General features: G+C 60.9%; 19 protein-coding genes and 3 pseudogenes. 7 read left to right on the top strand and 15 right to left on the bottom strand.

The annotated features are described in order from the left end of the window. The first annotated feature begins 155 nt into the window (after positions 1–155). Positions 156–1484, top strand: a complete 1329-nt coding sequence (locus tag ACSQ86_RS33790; protein WP_436297707.1) for an MFS transporter — start codon at positions 156–158, stop codon at positions 1482–1484. A 93-nt stretch (positions 1485–1577) separates the two neighbouring features. On the opposite strand, the pseudogene ACSQ86_RS33785 reads toward ACSQ86_RS33790, so the two are convergent. Then, positions 1578–1951 (bottom strand): annotated as a pseudogene (locus ACSQ86_RS33785) (Lrp/AsnC family transcriptional regulator); the annotation flags it as partial. 319 nt (positions 1952–2270) lie between these two features. Between ACSQ86_RS33785 and ACSQ86_RS33780 the strand changes: the two are divergent. After that, positions 2271–2807: pseudogene (locus ACSQ86_RS33780) on the top strand (IS5 family transposase); the annotation flags it as partial. A 417-nt stretch (positions 2808–3224) separates the two neighbouring features. Then, positions 3225–3684: pseudogene (locus ACSQ86_RS33775) on the top strand (transposase); the annotation flags it as partial. A gap of 164 nt (positions 3685–3848) precedes the next feature. Here the strand turns inward: ACSQ86_RS33775 and ACSQ86_RS33770 are convergent. The 13 genes from ACSQ86_RS33770 to acuR all read right to left on the bottom strand — a co-directional run bounded on the left by ACSQ86_RS33770 (position 3849) and on the right by acuR (position 17851). Further along, positions 3849–5054, bottom strand: coding sequence for a trans-sulfuration enzyme family protein (locus ACSQ86_RS33770; protein ID WP_436297706.1), 1206 nt, complete (start codon positions 5052–5054; stop codon positions 3849–3851). Between the two features lie 61 nt (positions 5055–5115). Beyond that, on the bottom strand, positions 5116–5856 hold the full coding sequence (locus tag ACSQ86_RS33765) for an amino acid ABC transporter ATP-binding protein (RefSeq protein ID WP_436297705.1): 741 nt from the start codon (positions 5854–5856) through the stop codon (positions 5116–5118). 63 nt (positions 5857–5919) lie between these two features. Next, the gene (locus ACSQ86_RS33760; RefSeq protein WP_436310602.1) at positions 5920–7011 is read right to left on the bottom strand and encodes an amino acid ABC transporter permease; all 1092 of its coding nucleotides are present in this window, start codon (positions 7009–7011) and stop codon (positions 5920–5922) included. Positions 7012–7013: 2 nt separating this feature from the next. Next, entirely contained in the window at positions 7014–8186 is a 1173-nt protein-coding gene (locus ACSQ86_RS33755; protein ID WP_436297703.1) for an amino acid ABC transporter permease, read from the bottom strand. 81 nt (positions 8187–8267) lie between these two features. Next, a complete protein-coding gene (locus ACSQ86_RS33750; protein WP_436297702.1) occupies positions 8268–9287 on the bottom strand; it encodes an amino acid ABC transporter substrate-binding protein in 1020 nt (339 codons plus the stop codon). Between the two features lie 143 nt (positions 9288–9430). Beyond that, the gene (locus ACSQ86_RS33745) at positions 9431–10228 is read right to left on the bottom strand and encodes an aldolase (RefSeq protein WP_436297701.1); all 798 of its coding nucleotides are present in this window, start codon (positions 10226–10228) and stop codon (positions 9431–9433) included. Positions 10229–10357: 129 nt separating this feature from the next. Further along, on the bottom strand, positions 10358–11515 hold the full coding sequence (locus ACSQ86_RS33740) for a CaiB/BaiF CoA transferase family protein (protein WP_436297700.1): 1158 nt from the start codon (positions 11513–11515) through the stop codon (positions 10358–10360). A gap of 12 nt (positions 11516–11527) precedes the next feature. Further along, positions 11528–12718: an acyl-CoA dehydrogenase family protein gene (locus ACSQ86_RS33735; RefSeq protein WP_436310601.1), complete on the bottom strand. Its 1191-nt coding sequence runs from the start codon at positions 12716–12718 to the stop codon at positions 11528–11530. Continuing rightward, positions 12715–13323 carry a 2-hydroxychromene-2-carboxylate isomerase gene (locus ACSQ86_RS33730; RefSeq protein WP_436297698.1) on the bottom strand — a complete coding sequence of 203 codons (609 nt, stop codon included), beginning with the start codon at positions 13321–13323 and terminating at the stop codon, positions 12715–12717. The genes ACSQ86_RS33735 and ACSQ86_RS33730 overlap by 4 nt, the downstream gene beginning before the upstream one ends. A gap of 142 nt (positions 13324–13465) precedes the next feature. Next, complete coding sequence (locus ACSQ86_RS33725; protein WP_436297697.1) at positions 13466–14431, bottom strand: Bug family tripartite tricarboxylate transporter substrate binding protein; 966 nt, start codon at positions 14429–14431, stop codon at positions 13466–13468. 96 nt (positions 14432–14527) lie between these two features. Then, the gene (locus tag ACSQ86_RS33720) at positions 14528–16168 is read right to left on the bottom strand and encodes a thiamine pyrophosphate-dependent enzyme (protein ID WP_436297696.1); all 1641 of its coding nucleotides are present in this window, start codon (positions 16166–16168) and stop codon (positions 14528–14530) included. Positions 16169–16178: 10 nt separating this feature from the next. After that, on the bottom strand, positions 16179–17165 hold the full coding sequence (gene acuI / locus ACSQ86_RS33715) for an acrylyl-CoA reductase (NADPH) (RefSeq protein WP_436297695.1): 987 nt from the start codon (positions 17163–17165) through the stop codon (positions 16179–16181). Positions 17166–17185: 20 nt separating this feature from the next. Next, complete coding sequence (gene acuR / locus ACSQ86_RS33710; protein WP_436297694.1) at positions 17186–17851, bottom strand: acrylate utilization transcriptional regulator AcuR; 666 nt, start codon at positions 17849–17851, stop codon at positions 17186–17188. Positions 17852–18127: 276 nt separating this feature from the next. Here acuR and ACSQ86_RS33705 point away from each other — a divergent pair, with 276 nt between their 5' ends. The 4 genes from ACSQ86_RS33705 to ACSQ86_RS33690 are packed head-to-tail and all read left to right on the top strand — an operon-like array spanning position 18128 to position 21684. Further along, complete coding sequence (locus tag ACSQ86_RS33705; RefSeq protein WP_436297693.1) at positions 18128–19111, top strand: Bug family tripartite tricarboxylate transporter substrate binding protein; 984 nt, start codon at positions 18128–18130, stop codon at positions 19109–19111. Between the two features lie 28 nt (positions 19112–19139). Next, positions 19140–20339 (top strand): acyl-CoA dehydrogenase family protein, encoded by a 1200-nt coding sequence (locus ACSQ86_RS33700; RefSeq protein ID WP_436310600.1) that lies wholly within the window; start codon positions 19140–19142, stop codon positions 20337–20339. Beyond that, positions 20336–20998: a CoA transferase subunit A gene (locus tag ACSQ86_RS33695; protein ID WP_436297691.1), complete on the top strand. Its 663-nt coding sequence runs from the start codon at positions 20336–20338 to the stop codon at positions 20996–20998. The genes ACSQ86_RS33700 and ACSQ86_RS33695 overlap by 4 nt, the downstream gene beginning before the upstream one ends. Then, positions 20995–21684, top strand: coding sequence for a 3-oxoacid CoA-transferase subunit B (locus ACSQ86_RS33690; protein WP_436297690.1), 690 nt, complete (start codon positions 20995–20997; stop codon positions 21682–21684). The genes ACSQ86_RS33695 and ACSQ86_RS33690 overlap by 4 nt, the downstream gene beginning before the upstream one ends. Before the next feature lie 45 nt (positions 21685–21729). Here the strand turns inward: ACSQ86_RS33690 and ACSQ86_RS33685 are convergent, their stop codons facing one another. Then, complete coding sequence (locus tag ACSQ86_RS33685; protein ID WP_436297689.1) at positions 21730–22401, bottom strand: helix-turn-helix domain-containing protein; 672 nt, start codon at positions 22399–22401, stop codon at positions 21730–21732. Position 22402: the final 1 nt, after the last annotated feature.

Genomic DNA, 22402 nt, shown 5'->3' with positions numbered 1-22402 from the left:
TGTCCTGCTGCGAAAGTTCCTGCTCCTCTAGGAGGATTTCACCGCAGACGTCGTGCTCCTGAGCCGCGAATGCAGCGATGCCATCGCGTTTGCATCTGTCCGCTCGATGCAGGGCCCGAGCGACTTGCTGGACTCGAAGTTGAAAGGAACTTGTGATGACCTCCGCAGCCAATCAGGCAACCCGCTCAAGGCGGCAGTACGTGACCGCTGGCCTGGCGAGCATGATGGGCACAACCATTGAGTGGTACGACTTCTTTCTCTATGGCACCGCAGCGGCGCTGATCTTCAACAAGATCTTTTTCCCGTCGATCGACCCATTGACTGGAACCTTGGCTGCGTTTGCGACCTACTCGGTCGGATTCTTCGCGAGACCCCTCGGCGGCATCATCTTTGGCCATTTCGGCGACCGAGTTGGTCGCAAATCGATGCTGCTCATCACACTGTTCCTGATGGGCATACCAACCATCCTCATTGGCCTGATTCCTTCGTATCACAGCATCGGCTACTGGGCAGCAGTGCTGCTTGTTCTGATGCGCTTCCTTCAAGGCCTCGCGGTCGGTGGCGAGTGGGGAGGCGCGGTGCTTATGGCCGTCGAACATGCTCCAGAAGGGAAGAAGGGGTTCTTCGGAAGTTTGCCGCAAACAGGTGTCGCACCGGGTCTGATTCTGTCGTCGCTTGCAATGGGTGCGGTCGCTCAGCTCCCGGAGTCAGACATGTTGAGCTGGGGCTGGCGCATCCCATTCCTTGCCAGCGTCTTCCTCTTGCTTGTGGGCTGGTTTATTCGGGTCAAGGTGGCCGAATCGCCGGACTTCGAGCATATGGAAACCAAAGGAGACAAGGTGGAGGTGCCCGCTCTTGTGGTTCTGCGCCAATACCCAAAGGAGGTTCTCGTGGTGGTGGGCGGCCGCTTGGCGGAGGTCACCTGGTTCTACACTGTCGTCACATTTTCTTTGGCCTACGCATCTGGAACGCTAGGCATTCCACGAGCATTGATGCTTGACGCAACCGTATGGGGCGCCCTGCTTGCATTGTTCACCATGCCGATCTTCGGGGTCCTCGGCGATCGGGTGGGCTTCAAATGGATCTTCCTGGCCGGATCCGTGGGTATCCTCGTCTTTGCACCCGTGTTCTTCTCGCTCCTGCAGACCCTCGATGCGCGGTCAATCACCATGGCCGTCGTCATCGCTATCGGAGTGGTCTACGCATCTTTGTACGGTCCCGAAGGCGGCCTGTTCTCCGCCCAGTTCCCCCCTGAGGTTCGCTACAGCGGCATTTCCATTGCAGTCCAGGTGTCGGGTGCCATCGGCGGCGGACTGGCCCCCATAGTCGCGACTTCATTGCTCGCCTATGGAGGCGGTAGCCCCCGATACATCGTGTGGTACCTCAGCGCGCTTGGCGTCGTTGCGATCGTCAGCTCGCTCTTCATGCACGGCCCCTCTAAGTTCTCGGTCTTGACAAGAGCATCTCAACCGGCCCGGTCGTGAGCGATTCACAGGTCGGCGCGCGAGGTGGTCGTCGATACTTTCGATTGTTCGTCTGGCCACTATCGGCTGCAACCGCACCCATTGCTTCACATCTCATCGTGGCTGTGGCAAAATAGTCCTGTATCGAACCTGCTTCAGGGCAGAGTTCGATCGGATCTTCTCGATCCACGAGATGGGTGTGAGTTGGTTCAGAATAAATCTCTCCAACGCTGCTATATCCGCCACCGCAACGCGGATCAGATAGTCACCATCTCCGGGTCATCAGATAGCACTCCATGACCTCGTCATGCTCGGCGATTCGGCGCTCAAACTCGGCGAGTGACTCCTTGCTCAGTGTCGTCAGGCTGATGGAGACGAAGTCGTTCAGCCCCGAGACCAAGCGACGGAGCGTTGCACAAGGCAGCATACAGATCGATCACGGCATCAGACTCCAGTGCTTTCACGCGTACCAGGCCGGGCGATGGAGATGACGACGCGCTGGAGTGCGCCTCCTGGAGAGCTCTACAGGAACCCGGCTTGATGATCGGGTGATGCCCATGAAGCTGATCATGATTCAGCGGGGTGAACCAGAAGCGCATCGTTGCGTCGATCATGCGAACGGAACAGCCCGAACGCCCCTGCCCTTGCGAAGGCGGGAGACGGCAAGGATATGCCGGCTCCGCTCAATTCCGCTGCTCATTCCAGACGCCGACCAGTGAGTGAGCGTTAGGGAGACGCTGATTAATTGATCGATCCCGGCACGGCGTATGCATGCGTGAGAGGACCACGTTTGAGGGCATGACGGACATGAGCCAACGCAGTTTTGCCAGCGCCGAATACGCATTGAAGAAGAAGCGCACTCGTCGCGAGAAGTTCTTGGCCGACATGGAGCGCGTCGTGCCTTGGGCGCGCTTGGTCGGCGTGATCGAGCCGCTGTATCCCACGAGCGGTCGTGTCGGCCGCCAGTCGATCGGCGTCCCCAGGATGCTGCGCATGTACTGCTTGCAGCAGTGGTACGGCCTGGCCGACGAGGCGTTGGAAGACGCGCTGTACGACAGCCAGGCGCTGCGCGACTTCGTGGGCATCGATCTGTCGCGCGAGTCGGTGCCCGATGCCACCACGCTGCTGAAGTTCAGGCGACTGCTGCTGGACAACGACCTCACCAAGGCCCTGTTCGAGGAGATCAACGCCCATCTTGCCGAGCAAGGGCTTCTGATGCGCGCGGGCACCATCGTGGACGCGACCATCATCGCGGCGCCGAGTTCGACCAAGAACGCGGGCAACACACGCGACCCCGAAATGCACCAGACCAAGAAGGGAAACCAATGGCACTTCGGCATGAGATGTGGTCGACCACATTTCAGCCCTAATGTGGCGTTGGTCCATATGTGGCGCCAAGCGGCGTCGCCCTCGGGACGCCGTTTGCTGAGCGCCACATAACTTTCCAATCACAACGGTCGCCGGAACTACATGATGTGCGGCCGGGTATGCCACGGCTTGCTTGACGGGTGGAACCGAATCGCTGGTGGCACCCGACGCAGCGAAGTGCGCGACAAAGCGGCCTCGCTCCTTGGCCGCCGGTCCAACGAGATGCCGGGCCACGACGGGCGGATACCGATACAGAGTCTCGAACATGATCGGATCTCCCTTGTGAACTGAGGGAATCCGAGACTACGTCGCCGTGAAACTTATGTGGCGCTCATCGACCAATCTCCAGACGGCGGACTCGCTGGGCGCCACGTATGGACCAACGCCACATTAGGGATGAAGGCCCATGTGGGTGTGGATGCCGGATCGGGTCTCGTGCATTCGGTGGTCGCCACGGCGGCCAACGTCAACGACGTGACGCAAGCCGGCGCGCTGCTGCACGGCGGGCGAGGAGTCCGTGGCCTTCGGAGATGCGGGTTACCGGGGTGTCGACAAACGCGCAGAGGCGCGGGGCCCGAAGTGGCATGTCGCGATGCAGCCGGGCAAGCGTCGGCAACTGGACCCGACGCGCAAGTGGGCGCGCCTGCTTGAGAAGGCCGAGCAGCTGAAGGCGAGCGTGCGGGCCAAGGTCGAGCACCCGTTCCACGTGATCAAGAATCTGTTTCGTCACAAGAAGACGCGCTACAAGGGCCTGGCCAAGAACGAAGCGCAGCTGTTCAGCCTGTTCGGGCTGGCCAACCTGGTCATCGCCAGGAGGTCGCTCCTGCAAGTCGCAGCCCGAGGTGCGTCTTGAACAACGAAAGTAGCCTCGAACGAGGCGCAAAACCTAAGCGGCGAAGGCCGCGCACCGCGAAGTCGACGGATTCCTCGGCTGCATTCCTTCGTCATGTCTTCAACTCTGGCTGCGACGCTCATAGTTCAGCGTCTCCCTAGGTGTTCACTCCCGCGTCCCTATGGTTACTTCAATGAGTCAAGTGCCTGTCGAAGGTCAGCGATGATGTCCTCCGCATCTTCCAGTCCGACGGACAACCGGATGAGGTCCATCGTCACACCTGCGCTGAGACGTGCGGCAGGCTCGACCTTTTGACGCGCAAGAATCAAGGTGCCTGGATGCGTGATCAAAGTTTCCGTGTCGCCCAAGCTGATTGCCCTGGATACGAGCTTCAACCGGTCGATCATCGCGATCGCACCGCCGACACCGGAGTGCAACTCAAAGGACATCATCCCTCCACCCGCACTCATCTGCGAGATGCCGAGTTGATGATCAGGACTGCCCTCCAGGTAGGCATACCTCACAAGCTTCACTGCCGGATGGGATTTCAGCATGCGAGCGACCTTCAACGCACTTTCGCTGTGCTGGCGCATCCGCAACGTCAACGTCTTCAGCCCACGCATGACCAGGAAGCACAGCATTGGCGAGAGCGTCGCGCCCGTCATGTACTTCAAGCCCGCCGACCTGATCCGCTTGATCGTCGCCAGATCTCCAAGCACGACTCCCGCGAGCAGATCGCCGTGTCCGTTGATGTACTTCGTCATGGAGTGCACGACGAGGTCGGCACCGTGTTCGATAGGCCGCTGCAGGGCGGGCGATCCGAACGTCGAATCGACAAGCACCCGAACCCCAGGACGGCTATGCGCCACCGTTGCCAGCGCACTGATGTTCAACAGCTGGGCCGTCGGGTTCACGGGCGTTTCAAAGTACACAAGCCGCGTGCGATCGGACAACGCCTCTTTCAGGCTCTCGGGCTTGGTGAGGTCAACCTTCGTGACTTTCACACCGAAGCGCGGCAGCCCCTCGTCGACCAACGAAGCCGCCGTCGAATACATGGTGTGATGCACGATCAACTCATCTCCGGCGGAGAGGAGCGTGAGCAAGGTGGAGCAGATTGCGCCCATCCCTGACCCGGTGGCCAGAGCGGCCTCGGCCCCCTCAAGCTCTGCAAGCCTGGTCTCCAGGAGATGCTGTGTCGGATTGTGCTGCCGGCCGTAGACGTACCGCTCGCTTTCTCCGGAGAAGACCGCTGCTGCTTCTGCCGTGTTCTCGAAGGCGAAGGTTGAGGTCATGTAGATCGGTGGCGAAACGGCCCCGTAGGGATCCGATCTATCGTGACCATGATGCAGCGCGCGTGTCTGGAAACCCAGGCCCTGCGATTCCTCTTTCATGCTTGACTCTTTCATTGTGAAATGTGCCGGTGAGGCCTATCTGGCTCAGCAACCGCTGCGCCTAGTGGACTATCTGATTCAAGAACTGGCGAGCGCGATCTGTTTGCGGGTTTCCAAAGAAAAGCTCGGGGACGTTCTGTTCGACGATCTCCCCTCGGTCCATGAAGATCACCCGGTCCGCAACCTTGCGGGCGAAGCCCATCTCGTGCGTCACGCAGAGCATGGTCATCTTCGTCTCCTCGGCCAGGCTGACCATCACGTCGAGCACTTCCTTGACCATTTCGGGATCCAGTGCCGAAGTAGGCTCGTCGAACAACATCACCTTTGGCGACATGCACAGCGATCTGGCGATCGCAACGCGCTGCTGCTGCCCCCCAGACAACTGGCCCGGGTATTTGTGTGCCTGATCGGGGATGCGAACTCGCTCCAGGTACTTCATTGCGATCGCCTGCGCTTCGGCCAACGGCTTCTTCAGAACCCAGGTCGGGCCCAGCGTGAGGTTCTCCAAGACGGTCAGGTGAGGAAACAGGTTGAAGTGCTGGAAGACCATTCCGACTTCTTTCCTGATGGCCTCGATGCGCTTCAGGTCATGGATCAATTCGACGCCGTCGACCGTGATGACCCCCGACTGGTGCTCCTCGAGCCGGTTGATGCACCGAATCATCGTGGACTTGCCCGAGCCAGATGGGCCGCAGATCACGATCCGCTCTCCTTTGCGAACGCTCAGGTCTATGTCCTGCAGGACATGGAAGTCTCCATACCACTTGTTGACCTTCTGCAGACTGACGATCACTTCGTTCATTGATGTTCCCTTTGTGGGTTCGAGATGCCTCGGTGCCTGTCGCGCGTGCGTTGCGACGAAACGCTAACGCTTCTGATCCCGCTCAAGAGATCGGCTGTACTTGGATATCGAATAGCAGAAGACAAAATAGATCATGCCGATGAACAGGTACGCCTCTACGCCGAAGCCTGCCCACGCTGGATCAGAAAGAGCCGCCTTTGCTGCTTGCGTCAGGTCGAAGATTCCAATGATGACGACCAACGACGTGTCCTTGAGCAGCGCGATGAAGGTGCTCACCAAAGGCGGAACTACAACCTTGAGGGCCTGCGGCAGGACGATCTTGCGCGTCTGCTGCCAATAGCTCAGTCCGATGGATTCGGCGCCCTCATACTGGCCCTTGGGAATCGACTGGAGTCCGCCACGGACAATTTCCGCAACGTAGGCCGCCGCAAAGAAGATGATCGCGAGCTGTGCCCTCAATAGCTTGTCGATGTTGAAGCCCTCTGGCAGGAACAGAGGCAGCATCACCGACGACATGAACAGCAGGCTGATCAAAGGCACGCCGCGTATCAGCTCAATATACGCAATGCACATAGCTTTGATCGCCGGCATTTGGGAACGACGTCCCAGGGCGAGCAAGATACCTATGGGAAAGGCGAACGCGATTCCGAACGTCGACAGGATCAACGTCAAGGGCAGGCCGCCCCAGCGCGTGTTTTCGACGAACTCCAGACCCAGGAATCCGCCCCACATCAAGGTCGCCACTGCCAGGATGGTGAGCACCCATAGCCCGGCAATCTGAAGTCCGCTCAGTCGGCGCGTGGCGGTCCAGACGATCGACGCCATCAGCATCCCCGTCGCGAGCAATGGTCTCCATTGCTCCGCGTGTGGGTAGGTACCGAAGAGGATCAGCCGGTACTTCTCGCGGATGAAGGCCCAGCAGGCTCCGCCCGCTTCTCTACAGGCCTGTGCGTCAGGGGCCCGGAAGCTCGCCTTGACCAGCAACCACTGCACCAATGGAGGCGCCAGCATCAGCACAAGCCAGATCGTCAGGACTGTCAAGACCGCGCTCGTCGGGGACTGGAAGAGGCTTTGGCGAAGCCTGGTCAAGGGCTTGACATGGACTTTGGGTGGAGCCTGCACGGTGGGCCGATTCGTGTGAGTCGTCGTACTCATGCTTATCTTTCCACCAAGGCGATGCGCTTGTTGTACCAGTTCATCAGCAGCGAGACCGTCAGGCTCACAGTCATGAACGCAGCCATGATGATCAAGATGCCCTCGATAGCCTGGCCGGTCTGGTTCAGGACGGTATTGACGACGGAAACCAGATCGGGATAGCCGATCGCGACGGCGAGCGAACTGTTCTTGACCAAGTTCAAGTACTGGCTTGTTGTAGGAGGAACGATCACGCGGAGCGCCTGAGGCAGAATGACAAGCCGAAGCACCCGTGCTCGCGTCAGTCCGAGCGTCTGTGCCGCCTCCCATTGACCATGGCTCACCGATTGAATGCCAGCGCGAACGATCTCTGCAATGAATCCGGCTGTGTAGGTGATCAGGCCAACCAGCAATGCGAACAGCTCGGGAGATAGCGCCCAGCCTCCTTCGAAGTTGAAGCCGCTCCGGTGAGGGATGCTGAAGTGAAATTCGCGCCCACCAACGAGCCAGCCAACTGCCGGCATGACCAGGAAGAGGATCAGGCCGAACGGCCATAGTCTTGACTGGACCCCGGTCCGGCACCGGTTGGAGCGCTGGTAGCGGCCAACGGCCACCGTGGCAATTGCAGCGAGCACCAATCCTGAAAGGATCCCCGCAACGGCCGGCCCGTCAACCGACGGCATCAGCATGCCGCGGTTCGACATGTAGATGCCCGGAAGCGGATGGAAGGCTGATCTCGGACCAGGTAGAAGTTCACCAACAACGGCGTACCAGATCAACAGTTGCAGCAGAAGCGGCACGTTGCGGATCAGTTCGACGTACGCACTTGCCAGCCGCACGATGAGCCAGTTGTTCGACAGCCTGGCAATCCCGACAATGACGCCGAGAATCGTGGCCAATACCAATGCGACGGCGGAGACCCGCAACGTGTTGACGAGGCCGACAAGGATCGCCCGAGCGTAGGTGTCCGAGGGTGAATACTCGATCAGCGACTCGCCGATCGCAAATCCCGCTTCTCTTTCCAAGAATGCAAAACCAGTCGCGATGTTGCGCGTTGCGAGGTTGTGCAACGTGTTGGAGATGAGGTAGTACGCCAAGAGGGCGGCCAGGCCCACAACGACGAACTGATAGGCAATTGCCCTAAACTCTGGATTGTTCCAGTTGAATCTAAGCGGAGCGCGTTGGGGTGAGCTCATGGGGAGGTTGAGTGCGGATCTGGCGCGATCGCGACGATGCGCGCGCCACTCGCGCGTCGCATCTGTCGCATGGGCGTGGAGCTATCGAATGGGCCACCCGTACATCAAACCGCCCTTCGTGTACAAGGCATTCAAGCCGCGCTCGAGCTTCATCGGACTCCCAGCCCCCAGGCTCCGATCGAACATTTCGCCATAGTTTCCGACTTGCTTGATGATGTTGTATGCCCACTTGTCATCAAGTCCGAGTCCTTTTCCCATCCCCGGGGTGGTGCCGAGGATCCGCTGGATGTTGGGCGGGGCGCTGCCCTTCGCAACCTCGTCGACATTCTTGGACGTCAGGTTGTATTCCTCCGCCTCCAGAAGCGCATTGAGAGACCAACGAACGACGTTGAACCACGCTTCGTCGCCTTGACGGACCATCGGTCCGAGTGGCTCCTTGGAAAGCGGTTCCGGCAAGATCACGTATTTGTCCGTGTTTCCAAAAGCGATACGCGCCAGCGCCAGTTGCGACTTGTCCATCGTGATGCCATCACAGCGGCCAGACGCGAACGCGCGCTTGATCTCGTCGACGGTGTCCAGCAGCACCGGCTTGAACGTTTGCTTGAGACCGCGGAACCAGTCGGTGAGGTTCAGTTCGGTAGTGGTTCCCGGCAGGACGCAGATGGTGGCGCCCGCAAGGTTCTTGGCACTGCTGACGTTGGCATCCTTGGTCACCATGATGCCCTGGCTGTCATAGAAGTTCACGCCAACGCCAATGAGGCCCAGGGTGGTATCGCGCGACATGGTTTGGGTCGTATTGCGCGTCAGCACGTCGACTTCACCGGACTGAAGTGCAGTGAAGCGTGCCTGGGTCGTCAGTGGGATCACCTTGAACTTGGTCGCGTTTCCGAACATCGCGGCTGCAATGGCGCGGCACGTGTCGACGTCGATGCCCTGCCACTCCCCCTTGCTGTCGGTGAACGCGAATCCCGGAAGATTCGTAGAGACGCCACATTGCACAAAACCACGCTTCTTCACCGTGTCGAATGTTTGGCCGGCATGGCCCAGGCCTGAGAGACAAAGGCCCATCAGGGCGGCGGTCGCGAGGTGGACAAGTTTCATGGCTATCTTCCTTGTGGACTGAGGTTTTTTCAGCGCAGGCGCTGGGCGTGGAGAAGTGGGCGGGCGAGCGAATGGAGGACGAACATGCCTGGCGCATGCTCATCGGAACCAACGCCGGAAGGCGGCGCGGTTGGGCAAGTGCTCTATTGGCGCAGTTGGTCGGCGAGCGGCGTCGCCGAGCCTGCTTCGGTCTGCCTGCACCAGTAGTCGAAGGTGCTGTTCACGATCGACGGCTTCAGGAGATAGTCGTGAGCCTCGCGCGCCAAAGCGTCGTCTACGGGCGTCAAGGGACCAAATGCGGCTTGCGCCCGCATCTGCATCCTCGCAGCGCGCTCGAGGTATACCGACAAGTAGGTGGCTTCCTGTGTGGTCTTTCCCGCTGTGAGGTAGCCGTGGTGCGCCAGGACGATCGCTCGCTTCGATCCCAGTGCCCTGGAGATGATGACCCCTTCGTCATCGGCAATGGGAACCCCTGGCCAGTCCGGCAGGAACGCGCAATCGTCATGGAGGGGGGTCATGTCCATCTGGGCGATGACCAATGGCTGCCTGGCTGCAGCGAGTGCGGACGCCCATGGCGAATGCGTGTGGATGATGGACTGAACGTCGGGACGCGCCTTATAGACCCACAGATGAAAACGCGTCGCCGGATTCGGCATGCCGATACCTGTCAGCGTGTTCAGGTCGCCATCGACTTCGATAAAGTCGTCCGGAGTGGCCTCGTCGAAGCCGAGCCCAAACCTGAGCGTCCAGTACGCGCCTTCGCGGCCGGATCGAGCACTGATCTGGCCTGCAAGCCCCGCCTCCTGCCCAGTCATGGCGAGAATCCGGCAAGCGCAGGCCAGCGTCTCCTTCATGGTCCGGCGAGGCGACGCCAGGTGCTTGGCCATATCCTTCGTGGCACGTTCGTCAAAGTAGTCCTTGGATCGCAAGTCCTCAGCCATGTGGTGTGCCTCCTGATCAGTCTTTCTGTCGCAGGATCGCCAGGAAAATATTACCTGGCGATGACACAAAGTATCCTGGGCGACCGCACAAGAAGCCATGCACTGCAGTGCATAGCAGCTATGAGCTGACTAGGCCCGTTTGAGGGCCTGGTCTATCAATGACTCGTCAACACCAAATTGCCGGCACACGGCAACGGAGTCTTGTCCGATCTTCGGCGAATGGCATCGATTCGGTCGTGGCGCATTGATGCCCGGCAAGCTTACGAGCGGCAGCTGACCAAGGGCGCCGGCATTCGTCCAGCGATATGCCCCAGTCGCGAGGACCTGTTCGTTGTTCAGCCACTCACCGTAAGACTGCACACGCTCGACGAGCACTCCCACGTCCTGAAGTGCCTTGAGAAGAGCCGCGGTTGTCCAGGGTTGCGTCAACCGCGCCAGTACTTGCATGAGCACGGCCTCGTTTAGGACTCGGTCCTCGCCGGACTTGAAGCGCGTGTCGTCCGTCAGCGCCGGACGCCCGAGCACCTGGCAGAGCAGGACATAGTGTTCTTCCTTCCGGCAGGAGACAGAAACACCTCCGTCGCAGGTTGGAAGGTATCCGACGGGCCCATAGAAGGACTTGGGTTCGCCTCCGCTGGCATGAAACTCCGCGATCTTCGCACCCTGAAACGCAGCGGCAGACTGCATGAGGCTGAGGTCCAGGTATCCCCCTTTGCCGGTCTGTTGCCGCGAAGCAAGCGCAGCTGTCAAAGAGGAGAACACATACAGACCCGTAACAACATCGGCAGCGACCATGCCTTGGCGCTGGGGCACGCCTTCGGCAGTGCGGTTCATCACCATCATCCCCGAGAAACCCTGGATCAAGGAATCCACTGTCCCGCGCTGACTGTATGGGCCCGTCTGTCCGAACCCAGAAACCGAAACATAGATCACGTCGGGCCGGATCGCCTTCACAGCTTCATGGGAGAAGCCGAGGCGCGATATCACCCCGGGCCTGAAGCTCTCGATGAAGATGTCGCATTGGCTCGCAATCTTCGTCAGGATCTCTCGGCCAGCCGCTGTTTTCAGATCCAGCGCAATCGACTTCTTTCCAAGGTTGTAGTGCCACGAATGCGCGCAGTGGTCCTCGCTTCGGGGGCCCAGCAGTCGCCCCCAGTCCCCTTCGGGAGGTTCCACCTTGACGACCTCCGCGCCATACTGTGCCAGCAACATTGTCGCGTGCGGTCCCGCGATTCCCTGGCTGAGATCACAGACGCGGATCCCCTCGAACGACTGACCCAGGTCCATCGCAGGTCCCTTTCATGGATATCGCCGAACCAGGTGGCTGCCGATCCGTTCATTCAAGATTTCGGTAGTTCCATCCGCATAGCTCGCCATCTTGACCTCTGCCAGCTGCCGGTGCAGTCCATGCTCGCGCGATAGCGCATTTGCCCCCATGCTTTGCATGCAGCGCTCGATGCCTGAGACCGCGCTCGACGTTGCGAATTTCTTTGCGTGCGCGGCCGGGAGCTCAGCGCTCTCGCCGGCGCATATCAGCCGCGCCGCGCGCAGCACGAGCGCATTGGCTGCCTCCAGTTCGTTCGCCACATCGGCCAGCTGCCAGCGCAATCCTTGATGCTCTAGGAGAGGTTTGCCGAACACGGTCCTGCGCTGCCCATAGCTGACTGCCACTTCAAGTGCACGCTCAAGACAAGCCGTCGCCATGGCGGCGACATGCACCCTTGCCCCGTTGATGGCTGCCATCGAACGCTTGAATCCCTCCCCTGGCTGCTCCAGAAGATGATCTTCCGGAACGAAGGCGTCATTGAACCTCAGCCCACCGACACCACTCGCCGTGCCCGCGTCCAGCGGATGAGCGCCCAACCTCTCTGCGCCTCGCTCCCACAAGGGCACCAGGAACCGTCCAATGCCCTTTGTCCCGGTGCCGGTCTGCGCACCAACCACGGCGAGATCAGAGATCGTCGCGTTGGTGATCCAAGCCTTCTCGCCGTTGAGGATCCAGCCACCCGAGACCTTCTTCGCAGTAGTTTTCATCGCGGCCAGGTCGCTGCCGCCGCCGCGCTCAGTCAGGGCAATACAGGCGACCAGCTTCCCGGACAGAAGATCGCCCAGATAGCGTTCTCTCAACTGCACCGAAGCCTGAGTCGCCATCATTTGGACCATGCTGTGCGAATTGTTCAGGCTGAACGCCGCCGCAAAGGCTGAGCGTGACAAGACCTGCACGACCCGAATCTTCGCCAAGTAGGAGGCCCCTTGGCCACCAAGTTCGCGTGGGGTCTGCAGTCCCTGAAGGCCGAGCGCTGCCCAGCATTGAACGAGCTCTTTAGGAAGTGCGCTCCCAGTCCGATGGGCGTGCTCGGCGAATGGAATCAACTCGGAATCACAGAAGGCCTGCGCCTTTCGGACGAGATCTACTTCCTCTGGTGTCAGGAGGGCATCCCATTCGTCATAGATGCTCGACGCGAGGTTTGCCTCCGATATGGGTCTCATGATCCAAGGGCCTTGGATATGGTCCTCTCTAGCATGTCGAGTCGATCCTGACCCCAGAAGGCTTCGCCGCGAAAAAAGTAGAAAGGAGCTCCGAAGACGCCGCGCTCTATCGCTTCATTCGTGTACTTCATGTAGGTCAGTTCGGTACGAGGATCCTGAGCCGCTTTCAGAATCTTCGTCCCGTCGAACCCCATCTCGTCGCCAATCGACACCAGCGTGGCCGGGTCCTCGGCATTGCGCTCTTCGACCCAGATCGCCCGCATGATGGCTTGGCTCAGGTCCGCGACGTCATGCCCCAACTCTTCCGCCGCTATCACGAACCATGACGGTAGATGCCCCGTGACGCAAAAATACTTTGGTTCGAGGTTGATCGGCATGCCGAGAATCTCGCGAAATCGCTTCATCTCCAGAAGGCGATAGTTCTTCCGTTCCGCCGAGCGGTACGGAAGCTTTATGCCGCCCGTGCGTGCATAGACAGTCGTGAGATCCACCGGACGGTGGTTGACCTTCAGGCCATGACGCTCACCCATGGCCTTCAGGCGTGGGCCTCCGAAGTAGGCCCAGTCAGAATGAATCCAATAGAAGGCGTCGATCGAATCGGTCATCTACCATTCTCCTAGTCGATTGTTTGTTGCTTTCAATCGCGGGCCGACAAAGGCTTCTGCGGATCACCAGACCGGCTTACCACGACACCGTGCCATTGCTGCCGCCAGCGGCCGCTCGAGACGACCAGCCGATCGCATTCCTTTACTCATCGGGCTTCAAGATGCCTTTCTGAACCAGATGTTCGGCGTCGCGGTAGTCTGCCCGCGCGCGATCCGTGAAGCCCTTCTGGTCGGTCGCCAACACAACGAACGTCGATGCTTCGAGTTGCTTCCTGACTGCGTCACTCATCATCACCTTGTGCACTGCGGTCTGAAGACGGCCGAATACCTCGCTGGACGAACCCTTCGGTGCCACGATGCCGACCCAAGCGGTCGACTCGAAACCGGGCACAGCGCTGTTCATGGTTGGAACACCGGGCAGCGCGGCCAGGGGCTTAGTCGCACCGACCGCCACCGCATTGATCTTCTTCGATTGAATCAGCGGCAGGGCCGCCGTGACCGACACCAGAGCCATGTCAATTTGCCCACCCACCAGCGCCTGCAGGGCGGGGGCCACTCCCGGGAACGGAACGTAAGTCACCTTGGTGCCCATTGCCTGGTGAAGCAGCTCAGGCTTCAGGACGCTGGCTGCGCCGGGCCCAGTAATGGCCTGGTTGAGTGCACCAGGCCTTTCTTTCAACGCCGTGATCAGCTTGGGCAGCGTATCCAGGCCAGATTGCGTGGACGTCGTCAGAACGAGGGGGGAGTAGCCCAGCAACGAGATGTAGTCGAACGATTTGAAGGCATCCCACTTGAAGTTCTTATAGAAGAGATTCGTCGTCGCATGCGTTTCGTAGACTAGCGACAACGTGTATCCGTCAGCCTTGGCACGAGACACCTCGTTGGCGGCTACGTTGCCACCGGCTCCCGCCTTGTTCTCGACGACGATCGGCTGGCCAAGCTCCTGGCCCAATGGAACGCTGATGACGCGCCCCACGAAATCGACCGGGCCACCCGGTGGATAGGGTACGACGAGCCGGATGGGTGCGCTCGGAAAGTCACTTGCCTGCGCGGCCCCCAAAGCGAAGAGCATGAAAAGACCGGCGGCAGCACTCGATTTTATTGACATCCACTTCTCCTAGAGGCTTGCGTTACAAGACGACATGCGGGCGTCGAAACCGTCGCTGCTGACTCCGGCCGAAACGGGGCATTCTGGGCGGGTCGCTCAATCCCACTTGAGGGAGCGTTCAACCGACATGTCTGGATCACTGCATACCTCGATCAGTACCGGTCCCTTGATGCCCATGGCTTGCTCGACGATGGCTGCGGCATCCCTGGCGTGCTCAATCCTGAATCCACGAGCTCCAAATGCCTCGGCAAGCTTCGCGAAGCCGGGATTTGCCAGATCAGTGCCGCTGATGCGATTGGGGAAGTGCCGCTGTTGGTGGGTACGGATCGTTCCGTACGACCCATTGTTGGACACCACCACGCGCAGGTTCAGCTTCCTATCGACTGCGGTAATGAGTTCGTTGCCATTCATGAGGAATCCTCCATCGCCGACAAAGGCGAGAACTTCTCGACCCGGATAGCGCAAGCCAGCCGCTACCCCAGCGGGGACGCCCGTCCCCATGGCTCCGCAAGCCGAGCCGAGCAGCCGATTTGCCGGCGTCATCTTGAAGATGCGGTGAACCCAGGATGCAAAGTTTCCAGAATCGGTCGTCAAGACCGCGTCGCTCTGGGCCAGCCGTGCAAGCGCCATGATCGTGTGGCCCATGACGTCATTCGCCACCACGTTCTCCGGCTGCCACCCGTGTGCACGCTCAGCAGTCTCGCGCACCCGCTTTAGCCATTGGCCGGACACCGATGCCGAGCCACCATGGCGCAGTGCAGCACGCACGAATCCATGCGCCGTTGAGACCATTGGCAATTCTGTCGGAAAGTGACGCCCGATCATGGACGGATCGGGATACACATGAACGAGCTTCTGCGGATTGGCACCTTGTCGCGGGAAGGCGAATCCCAGAGACGACACATCACCCATGCGGCTGCCGATCGCGACAAGCAGGTCAGCTTCGCTGAAGAGGGCCGTATGGGCGGGCGAGGTGAAGAAGCTCAGCTGACCAATCCAGTGAGGATCTGTGTTCGAGAACTGGTCCTGGTTCTTGTTGGTGAGGGCGATGGGAATACCCCACCGGCTGACGAGCTCCTGGAGGTCGCTGCGGAATTCCTGGGTCCGGCATTCCCCGCCCACGATCAGGATCGGGCGGCTGGCCTTGGAAAGCAGCTCGTGCACGCGCGCCGCGTCCTCCAGCCTCGCCTCCGACAGCGCCAAGCCATGGACCCGCGCGGGCTGCCGGTCGACCAGCTCGTTCAAGATGTCCTCGGGCAACTCCACCGCGACCGGACCAGGGGTTCCCGACGCAGCTGCAGAAAAGGCTCGAGCCATTACTTCGCCGGCGCCGGCCGCCCTGTCGATACGTCCCGACCATTTCAGCAAACCAGAGAACGCTTTTGAGGAGTCGATTTCTTGAACGGCACCCCTGCCCAGGTTTGGCGTTTCGACCTGGCCGATCAAAAGGATCAGTGGAGCCGCTTCTTCGGCCGCGACGTGTACTCCGATCGCGGCATTGAACGCCCCGGGCCCCCTGCTTGCCATGACGATGCCGGCGCGGCCGCTCAGCTTGGCGTCTGCGATCGCCGCCAAGGCAGCAGACCCTTCGTGGCGGCATGTCACCAAATCGAAGTCGTGCCGCGCGTGAAGCGCGTCAAGGAGCGCCAGAAAACTTTCACCGGGAACGCTGAACGCACGGTCCACACCATGCGCGACCATGCTGTCAACGATTGCCTCGGCAACTCGATACGTCATGACTGTCCTTTTACGGCGCGTTCACGTTGACAACCAGACGGCCTCGGATCTCGCCCTGCATGAGTCTTGCGGCGGCGTCAATCGCCTGTGCCAGTGGGATCTCGCCCGCAATGTCTTCCAGGATCGGGCCATGCAGGTCCCGGGCCAGCCGTTCCCAGGCTGCGACGCGATCTGCCTTTGGACGCATCACGCTATCGACACCGATGAGGCTTACGCCACGAAGGATGAAGGGCGCGACGGACGCAGGCAGATCAAGGCCTTGCGCCATGCCACACGCAGCGACCACGCCGTTGTATCGAAGTTGCGCGCAAACGTTGGCCAGCGTATGGCTGCCAACAGAGTCCACGGCGGCGATCCAGCGCTCCTTCTGCAGCGGCTTGCCCGGTTCGCTCAACTCGCTGCGATCGATCAGGTCACTTGCACCAAGGCGCCGCAGATAGTCAGACTCATTGAGCCGCCCCGTGGACGCGGTGACTTTGTATCCAAGGTTCGCCAGGAGGGCGACCGCAACGCTTCCTACGCCACCATTCGCACCTGTCACGAGCACCGGCCCATCCGCCGCCTTCAGCCCATGCCACTCCAGGGCCATCACGCACAGCATCGCGGTATACCCCGCAGTACCGATCGCCATGGCGTCTCTGGCGCTGAAACGCTTCGGGAGAGGAATCAACCAATCGCCCTTCACGCGCGCCCGCTGTGCGAGTCCGCCCCAGTGCGTTTCGCCAACTCCCCAGCCGTTGAGTACCACCGGGTCGCCAGGCTTGAATTCGGGATGGTCGCTCTGCTCTACCACCCCGGCGAAGTCGATGCCCGGCACCATGGGAAAGCTCCGGACAACTGGGCCCTTTCCGGTGATAGCCAGCCCGTCTTTGTAGTTCAGCGTGCTGTATTCGATCCGGACTGTGACGTCTCCCGCAGGCAGGCGGCTCTCATCAATCTCACCCAGCGAGGCGCGGTAGCCTTCCGCGTCCTTTTCCACAACGATGCCTTTGAACATGTTTTCGTTCCAACAAGAGATTAGTGATCCGCTGCGCTGCGGGGCGAGGCCTGGGCGCGCACACCCAGGCTGGACAGAAATGCCTCGATGAAGGTCACCAGGGGACGGTCCGTCTGAACAAGCCTGGCTCGAAGCACGGCCCCTTCCCAAGCGATCCAGAAGAATTCGGCGAGCTGCTCGACGTTCAATGTTGCGGGGATAGTTCCTGCGGCTTGAGCCTCCTTGAGGCAGCGCGCCACCCGCTCCTGCCAACCGACAAGAATTGCGTCAAGCCGTTCGCGAAACCCTGAAGGAAGCGCACCCAACTCCTGGCTCAGATTGCCGACCAGACATCCCCGTGTGAAGCGGTGCTTGCGCATGCCTCTGGATGCATCGGCGATGAAGTCGGCAAGCCGATCAAGCGGTGCGCGTTCCTGGTTCAACAACCATCGATCGAGCTTTCGCTTGAAGTAGTCGTCGTAGGCGTCCATCACTGCCGCTCCGAACGCATCCTTGTTCTCGAAGTAGTGATAGAACGAGCCCTTGGGCACAGTCGCCCGCTTCAGCACGGCATCCAAGCCGGTCGAACTGAAACCCTGCTCGGTGAGCAGTTCCATCCCGCACCGAATCAGCACATCGCGCGTCGCCGCATACGCCGGTGACGGTCGCCGTCCGCGCGCCACGGCCATCCTGGGTTTTTCATTCATTCGTCAATTCTAGACCGATCGACTAGGAAGTACCTACAGTTTTTTCCGGGCAGACGCGCATCCTCAAGAACTGCACCAACATGCGCCCATACACGCCCTGACACTGTGCAAGTGGCGGTTTCATCGCAGAGAAATGGGCGTGAGATCCACGATCTCGCCGGTTTCATCGTGGGCCCGACTCTTGCTCGCAAACCCTAGGACGAGTCCTAATTGACACAATGTGTCCTTGACCGCAATACTTTCATCACCTCCTCACCTTTTGCAGAAGGAAGCCCAATGAAGCTCAACTCAATCAGAAAATGGCTTGTCGCCGCCGGCGTCGCCTGCCTGGCTATCGCGCCGGCGCTGGCGGACGAGCCGTATCCGTCGAAGCCGATCAAGCTCGTTGCGGCTTTCCCGCCCGGTGGGCCCACGGACATCATTGCCCGCGTCATCGCACAAGCACTGGGCAAGGAACTCAATGGCACGATCATCATTGACAACCGCGCCGGCGCCGGCGGCGTCGTCGGTGCCGAAGCCGTCGCCAGGTCGAAGCCGGACGGCTACACCCTGCTCGTTGCGGTGGAGTCCTCGCAGACGCGCGGTCAAGCCCTGAACGCAACGCTTTCCTATGACCAGTTCAAGGACTTCGCCTATATCAGGAATGTCGCCAAGCAGCGAAACCTGGTCGTGGTGAATCCCGACGTGCCGGTCAACAGCGTCAAGGAACTCATCGCCTTCGCCAAGGCGAACCCCGGCAAGCTGAATTTCGGGGGCACCTTCGGCGCTACATCGCACATCGGCGGAACGCTCTTCGACGCAGGCAACGGCACGCAGCTTACGTTCGTGAACTACAAGGGCGGTGCGCAGCCCATCACCGACCTCATGGCCGGCGTGGTACAGGTCGGCTTCTTCACCGAGGCGACCGTCGCCCAGCACATCCGCGCCGGAAAGATCAAGGCCCTGGCAGTCGCCGCGCCGGAGCGTTCGCCCGCGTTTCCGGATCTCCCGACGCTCCAGGAAGCCGGCAGCAAGCCGATCGACCTTTCGCCTTGGTTCGGCATTGCAGCTCCTGCCGGCACTCCGAGCGCAGTCATTCAAAAGCTAGCGGCGGCGCTCGACAAGATTGTGGCGAATCACGAGTTCCTGGCGCAGCTGGAGACGCTCGGCGCGGTTCCGGTGAAGGAGTCGACACCCGAGCTCTATACCAAGCAGGTGGCCAAGGAGATCGTGTTCTGGAACGATTGGGCGAAGACATTGAAGACCCCCCTGGCCCGCTGAGCGGCCCGACAGAGAGCGTTCGAACGCGATGAACTTCTACGACCTCTACGACGAGAGACTGTCCGCGGCGGAACGAGCGCTCGTGCAGGCCGCAAGCGACTTCTGCCGCGGCGAATTCAGCGTCCACCTTCTGGAATCGCACACGCAGGGTCGCGCCTACGATGTCTCGTGGATCGACAGGTGGGCAAAGGAAGGTTTCCTGGGACTTCAAACGCCAAGCGAGCTTGGGGGCCACGATGCTTCGTTCATCTGCAAGATCCGCGTGGCGCAGGCGATGGCGGAGCATGGGTTTGCGGCCGCCTTCGCCATCAACAACCTGCAAGGGTCCGTGACACGCGTGGCGCGCTCCGGCTCCGAGAAGCAACGTGCCGAGTTCCTCGACGGCATGCTGAGCGGGCGAACGCTGTGCGCCCCCGCCATGTCGGAGCCCGACGGCGGCAGCGACCTGGGCGCACTGAAGACGAAGGCACGGCGCGTGGACGGCGGATGGCTCATCAGCGGCACGAAGTCATGGGTCACCAACGGTTCGATCATCCAATGCGCCAACCTGCTCGCGAGAGTTGATCCCATCGGAAAAGAAGCCGGCGAGATTGCCTCTTTTCTGGTGCCGCTGGCAGACGGGCCGACGCTGCGCAGGGAAGAGCTCGTCATGCCTGGCGCCCAGTCCTTCCGGCTGTCCCGCCTGATCTTCCAGGACCATTTCGTTCCCGACTGGTGTCTCTTCGACCCGCCGGGGCAGGCGTTCAAGTCTTCCATGGCGTCGGTCAATGCCGCACGCGTTCACGTCGCGGCGATGTGCGTGGCCTCAGCCAGGGCTGCCTTGGCGGAAGCGGTTGGCTACGCGGAAACAAGGCAAGCCTTTGGCAAGCCGCTGCTCAGGCACCAGGGACTCGGGTGGGAGCTCGCAGAGGTCTCCCTGCGCCTGGAGGCGGCCAATGCACTCGTCCTGCGCGCGGCGATTGCCGTGCAAACAGGAAAGGCGGCACTGACGCTGGCCGCGCAGGCGAAGAAGTTCGCAGTCGACGTCGCCACCTGGGGGCACGACCAGTGCCAGCGCGCAATGGGCGCTGTGGGCGCGAGCGCCGATCACCGCCTTGCCATGCTGTCGAGCGAAACACGGCTGGCGGCATTCGGCGACGGCACCAACCAGATGCTGCTCGACCGCATAGCCAAGGGCTTGGCCAAAGACTATGGGCCTTCGCCCATGCAGAAGGAATCTGATCAATGAGGAGTGTGGTCGTCAAGGATGCGAACGCCGCCGTCGAGGGCTTGCGCGACGGAGATACGGTGATGGTCGGGGGCTTCGGCGGCGCAGGCGTTCCGCGCGGGATGGTCGAGGCGGTGCTGGACCTGGGCGTGCGCGAACTGACTGTCATCTCCAACAATGCAGGCTCCGGCGGCCAGGATCTTTCGCTGTGGTTCGGTGCACGCATCGTCCGGAAAATCGTCTGCTCCTACCCGCGAAGTGCGGACGTGTTCGCCGATCAATACCGAGCCGGCGAGGTCGAACTCGAGCTGGTTCCGCAGGGCACGCTGGTCGAGCGCATCCGCGCCGGGGGCGCGGGCCTCGGCGGATTCCTCACTCCCACGGGTGTGGGCACCGTGTTCGAAAAGGGCAAGCAGAAGGTCGTGGTCGATGGCCGCGAGTTCCTTCTGGAGAAGCCCTTGCGCGCTCAGTTCTCGCTGCTCAAGGGCCGGCAGGCCGATGTGCTCGGCAACCTCAACTACAGCAAGACGGCACGGAATCACTCGGTCGTGATGGCTACCGCCGGCGAGGTGGTTGCAGTGGAAGTCGACGAACTCCTGGAACCCGGCGAGCTCGACCCGGAGGGCATCATCACGCCCTGCATCTTTGTCGACCGCGTATTTCTCTCGAGGCACGCATGAACTCGCTATCCAGACTGGAGCTCGCCCGCCTGGTCGCCAACCAGCTTCCGAAACAAGGGTTCGTCAACCTCGGCATCGGAGCGCCGACGAGCGTGGCGGACTATCTTCCCTCCGATACCTCGGTCATGCTTCACAGCGAAAACGGCATTCTCAACGTCGGGCCCAAGCCAGCCGTGGGAGAGGAGGACCTGGACCTGATCAATGCCGGGAAGATGCCTGTCACCCTCGCCCGTGGCGGATCCTTCTTCGACTCGAGCCTGTCGTTTTCGATGATGCGCGGAGGGCACCTCGACATCGCCATCCTGGGTGCGTTCCAGGTTTCACAGCACGGCGATTTGGCCAACTGGACCACTGGCGATCTGAACGGTGCGCCGCCGGCCATCGGCGGGGCCATCGATCTCGCGGTGGGAGCAAAGCAGATTTGGGTGATGATGGAGCACACCACGCGCGACGCCCAGCCGCGCCTGGTCGAGCGCTGCACCTTGCCGCTCACGGCGGTGGGGGTCGTGGCCAAGGTGTTCACGAACCTGGCGATCATCGACGTCACCGGCAATGGATTCGTCGTGCAGGCGCTTTTCGAGGGTGCCTCGCTCGAATCCGTGCAGCAACTCACCGGGGCGCCGCTGAAACCGGCGCCAACGCTGAGGCGATTCTCTTCGGACGGGGTGCTGACGTCGCTTCGCTGAGGCCGGGAGCCAAGGTGCCGGGCGCGAACCGCGCCTCTGTCGGACCTATGCGGTGGCGGCAATCACGACAAGGGCCGAAGCTGGTTCGTCGGTGAGCGCGGTCAGCTTGTGCGGAATCGTGGAGTCGAACTGCACACAGTCGCCGGGCTCCAGGCGCTCCTTGCGTGCCCCGATTTGCATCTCGATGTGGCCGGTCAGAACAAAGAGGATTTCTTCGCCCTCATGGTGGCTCATGATCCGGCCGCGCTTCTGCGTTTTTCCCGGCCGCACGATAAATGCCCGCATCACGCGATCGTTGCGCAGCCCTGCGACCAGCGAGAGATGCGTCGTAGGATCTCCCGCGATAGATCCATTGCCCCGGACGATGGAAACGACGTCTTCCTCCGACTGTTGCCCGAAGAGCCGGTCCACCGTCACACCCAGGGCCTTGGCAATATTGAGCGCCGACTCGATCGAGGGCGTGGATACGCCGCGCTCGATCTTTGACAAATAGCTGCGCGTCAGCCCCGAATCTCGAGCGAGATTCTCTAGCGTCAGCCCGCTTTGGACGCGCAGGTACTTCAGGTGTAGTGCCAAGGCTTTGAACGGGTTCAGGTCAGGCTGCTCTGCTGCCCGGAACCCACTGGAAATTGCTGCGGGGCCCGATTCTGGCACGAGTATCTCGACCGTCGTCTCGACCGGGCGCGGCGCGGCATGCCTGCTGCGTTCCAGAGCCACG

Origin of the sequence: Variovorax sp. LjRoot130, from assembly GCF_964253755.1 — a bacterium.
GTDB lineage: Bacteria > Pseudomonadota > Gammaproteobacteria > Burkholderiales > Burkholderiaceae_C > Variovorax.
The sequence above is the reverse complement of the archived record's forward strand: the minus strand, read 5'-3'. Positions and strand labels throughout refer to the sequence as shown.